This is a genomic window from Comamonas koreensis, assembly GCF_021026195.1.
Classification (GTDB): Bacteria; Pseudomonadota; Gammaproteobacteria; order Burkholderiales; family Burkholderiaceae_C; genus Comamonas; species Comamonas koreensis.
Window position 1 is genome coordinate 1 of the sequence record NZ_JAJNCT010000001.1, and the last position, 3865, is coordinate 3865.

Genomic DNA, 3865 nt, shown 5'->3' on the forward strand with positions numbered 1-3865 from the left:
ATGATCGGCAGGTCTAGGACTTTTTCAGGCTCTCGGTCTTTGCGATCCGTGCCCGCGATGGCCTTGAGATGGGCGGGCTTCCTTCCGGGTCCAGGCATGAAGCACCTCCCCTCCAAAATTGAAATTTCTATCTTGACCGTGCGAAAAAAGTGTTCCGTGGTCGGTACTGGGTGGAGAGGCCCTAAGGTTTTGACCCACCCCTCCCCTCGCGTTGATGCGACTCGCTCTCATTCGACTCGACCCGATGACGCCCGCACCCCTTGAGGTCGATGCTCAATCCTCGACAGGGAAACCGTCAAGGCCAACCTTCACCGCCGGCCTGTGGCCCTTCTGCAGCTTCGTCAGCCTCTTGTGACATTCCTTGTTGACTGCGCGCAAGTTGCTCGGGTCATCGGGGTTGCCTTGCGCCTTCCCTGTCTTGAACCAGGCCTTGGGCTTGATGTGATCCACCTCATGGGCCGGCAGGGGCTGGAAGAATCCGCCCTTGCAGTCTGGGCACTGGCACAGATAGCCGTCGCGCTCCAGGATCTGCAGCCGTAGCTTGTTCCACTCAGTCCCGTAGCCCCGTGCGTGTCTGCTTGTCTTACTCCATGCCATCGGTCGCCCTTCTTGTAGAGACCAGCGCAAGCTGCCCCCCTGGCTAAAGCTAACCAGCGCTGTGATCAGTCAACAGATTTCCTGCGACCTCATGAGCAATGCTCTGCTCCACTCGCTGGCGAATCTTCTCTTTCACCTGTTCTCGATAGGTGAGCCATAGTGGTCCGAGGTTATAGACGTGTGACACTTCTTGGATGCCTGCGCTCGCCGAGTCCAGCTTGTCCAACACATTGGTCACTTCGGCATTGACGCGCTCAGCAGCTTGATCTGTTAACGCGACCAGAATAGGTGCGAGGCCGCTCCCCCCTTTATCCTTCCACCCTGTGCCACGGATGCCGGCCCATTTGTCACCGACAGATGGGCTACTCATCTGCCCCTTTGAATCGGCAGAGGGGCTGCATGCGTCGCCCCATGCCTTCACCAGCTCGGGGGTCAACTCCACTTCCAGGCGGACCACCTCAATCCCTAGCGATTCGTTGTCGATCTTCATCCCCTTCAGCACAGGAGGCCGCACGTTGTAGATCGCGGTGGCTAGGGCAATCATGGGGTTGCGCAGTGATTGGGGATTCATAGCTATCTCCAAATGAATGAGGCCAGCGCAATGGCTGGCCCCTGAATAGTTCACCTCATCGGGCTACCCGGACGGGCTGAGAAACGACAAGGGCCACGCCCCCAATGCGGGGTAATGGCCCTCGATACTAGTTCGCCACATGGCGGTAAGCAGATACAAAAAAGCGCCCCCGATGGAGCGCTCTATCACTGAGCATTTGCAGACACCGCCGCCTCCACATAGGGTATGCGACTCTGTGCTGTTGCTCAGTCAATGGGGTGACTGTACCAGATTACCAGGCCTCGCACAAGCATTAAATACATAGTTTCTCAGCGTCATTGCGCCAGCCTCAACCACAGCCTCCGCCTGCGTGTCGAAGAAACCTGTGCGCCAGCAGGTGCTGCCCTTTCGCACCTCGCACGCAGTCCTACCATCAACTCCCAGAAACTGAACGCGCCAGCCTTCACGCTCCAACGCATAGCGCAGCTGCGCGCCATTGACCGGACTTGCTGCAGTCTTTACATGCTCCTGGCTCCAGGCCTGGGCTAGTACGTCGTCTGGCAGCCTGCGCACCTGCATGTATCCGTCTATCTGAATCTCAACCTTGCAATCCCGGCAGCGGCTGAACCAGCCCATGGTCCGGTTGTTCCAAACGCTCCGGTTTTCATGCAAGCAGTGGCCCAAGTAGCGCACATTCACCATGCGCTCAGCTTCGGACAATGCGCGGGCAGCTTTGTACTCGCCGTCCACGTTATGCCCCCCGGTTAATCAGCATCTGACGCGCATCACGCAGCAGATCAGCCAGGCCTTGGAGGCTGGTGCCGAGCTTCTTGCTCGCACGGGCGGGGCTGGCTTCCTTGCTGCGCGGGTCCAGGACATAGCACCAGTTCAATACAGCACGGTGTTTCTCTGGCAAACCGGCAACCGCCTTAGCAACCTTCGCCGCGTCCATGGGATCCATCAATTCGGCCGGCACATCACCAGGCTGACGCAACTGCGGCTCACGCGGCATGCCTCGGAACATGGGGGATACGTCGCGGCGCATCGGGCCGTGGCACCACCTGCCCCAGTTGGCCAGGCGCACATCCATTGGGCGGTGCTGGGGGAGGACCTGTGTGAAGTCCACATAGCCCCGGGCGCTGCGGCGCGCTGGGGTGGATAGTGCTGCGGTCTCTGCAAAGTTCATTCGGGCTCCGTTTCGGTTATTGGGGATGGGTAGCGCCAGCTGGTCGATGGCTCAGGGCGTTCATGGCAAGGGTTGACGCCGTTCGGCATTCGTCTTCAGACCCCAGGTGTATGGGCACCCAGTCAGAACAGGCGTTTTCGACGTAGGCCCGGCGGTTGCACTTGAGCATGGCCTCCACCGGCTCTACATGCAGCGCTGATTGGGTCTGGCTCCACAGGAGCACATGCGTTGCCTCTGCTGGCTTAGTAGTCATCGGGATACCTCTTGTGCGCCCGTGGGGCAGTGGTGGCGGTGTTGGTGTTGCTGGTGAGGGATTCGGTGGATTCAGACCAGCGCTGGTACTTGCCGTCGAAGTTCAGAGCCATGTCGCTCTGCCCCAGGTCCCGGCCCTTGATGGCGCCCAGGCCCTTGATGGATGACTCATCGATGTCGCCCTTCTTGTGGTCCCACAGCACCAGCACAATGTCGGCGTCCTCCTCGATGGCGCCGCACTCCTTCAGATCGGACAGCTGGGGCTTAGGGTTGGAGCGCTTTTCCACCTCCCGATTGAGCTGGGACAGCAGCGCGATGGTGATGCCCAGCTGGCCTGCCAGGCGCTTGAGGTTGCGGGTGATCTCTTCCAGCTGCACGCGGCGGTCTTTGCGCTCATCAGTGGCGGCCATCAGCTGCAGGTAGTCGATGACCACCAGCTTGACCTTGTGCTTGCGCACCAGCTTGCGGATCTTGGCGGAGATCTCTGCCAGGTTAACGCCTGGGCAGAACTCGAAATACAGCGGAAGATCTCGCATGCGCTCCATGGCGTCTGGCACTCGGCCATAGTCATCGGGGCTGAGCTTGCCCGTCTTGAGCAGGCGCAGCGGCACCCGGCCGAGGTTGGCCACCGCGCGGCGCATCAGCTCCTTCTCGCTCATCTCCATGCCCAGGAATGCGGAGGGATAGCCCCGCTCCGCCTGGTTGAGCGCCAGCTGCTGGGCAAAAGATGACTTGCCCACGCTTGGCCGCGCAGCGATGACGATTAACTGCCCGTCATACGTGCCGCCGGCGAGGATGTAGTCCAGCTTCGTAATGCCAGTCTCGCGCCCCAGCACGGCCTTGCCGTCGGCCAGGTCCTGCAGCTCGTCAAGGAACGGGATAGCCAACTCACCCACCGACTTGGCCTCAGAGGTCATACGCTGATCAGCAATCGCATCAAACAGCGTCACGGCCTGGCCTGAGATCTCCTCGGCTGAGAGCGATTTATCCTTGAGCAGATCGCCCACCTTTGCCGAGGCCTCTGCCACGCGGCGCAGCCGGTGCAGGTTCGCCACAATTCGGGCGTGGTGGGTGACCATTCGCACCGAGGCAAATGAGCTGGTCAGGTTGTTGAGGTAGCTGGGCAGGCCAGCGGCGTAGGCGTCATCCACTTTGCCCTGCAGGTCCTGCAGCACCACCACCGGGTCCACATCACGGCCTGCCAGAACCAGCCCTTCCACAGCGATCCAAATGCTTTTGTGCAGCGGGTGAGCAAAGCTGCCAGCCGACACATGCCCGGC

At 60.5% G+C, this 3865-nt stretch carries 4 protein-coding genes; all 4 read right to left on the reverse strand.

What is annotated here, in order from left to right:
* Positions 1 to 273: 273 nt before the first annotated feature.
* Positions 274 to 597, reverse strand: a complete 324-nt coding sequence (locus LPW39_RS00005) for an HNH endonuclease (RefSeq protein ID WP_230770370.1) — start codon at positions 595 to 597, stop codon at positions 274 to 276.
* A 49-nt stretch (positions 598 to 646) separates the two neighbouring features.
* Positions 647 to 1168 (reverse strand): hypothetical protein, encoded by a 522-nt coding sequence (locus LPW39_RS00010; RefSeq protein WP_230770372.1) that lies wholly within the window; start codon positions 1166 to 1168, stop codon positions 647 to 649.
* 730 nt (positions 1169 to 1898) lie between these two features.
* Positions 1899 to 2333, reverse strand: a complete 435-nt coding sequence (locus LPW39_RS00015; RefSeq protein WP_230770374.1) for a hypothetical protein — start codon at positions 2331 to 2333, stop codon at positions 1899 to 1901.
* 242 nt (positions 2334 to 2575) lie between these two features.
* On the reverse strand, positions 2576 to 3865 hold a 1290-nt coding region (locus tag LPW39_RS00020), incomplete at its 5' end, for a replicative DNA helicase (RefSeq protein ID WP_230770376.1).

What these genes read in the sequence shown, in the direction of transcription:
- LPW39_RS00005 (WP_230770370.1), bottom strand. Translation starts at nt 597, where the DNA reads ATGGCATGGAGTAAGACAAGCAGACACGCACGGGGCTACGGGACTGAG.
- LPW39_RS00010 (WP_230770372.1), bottom strand. Translation starts at nt 1,168, where the DNA reads ATGAATCCCCAATCACTGCGCAACCCCATGATTGCCCTAGCCACCGCG.
- LPW39_RS00015 (WP_230770374.1), bottom strand. Translation starts at nt 2,333, where the DNA reads ATGAACTTTGCAGAGACCGCAGCACTATCCACCCCAGCGCGCCGCAGC.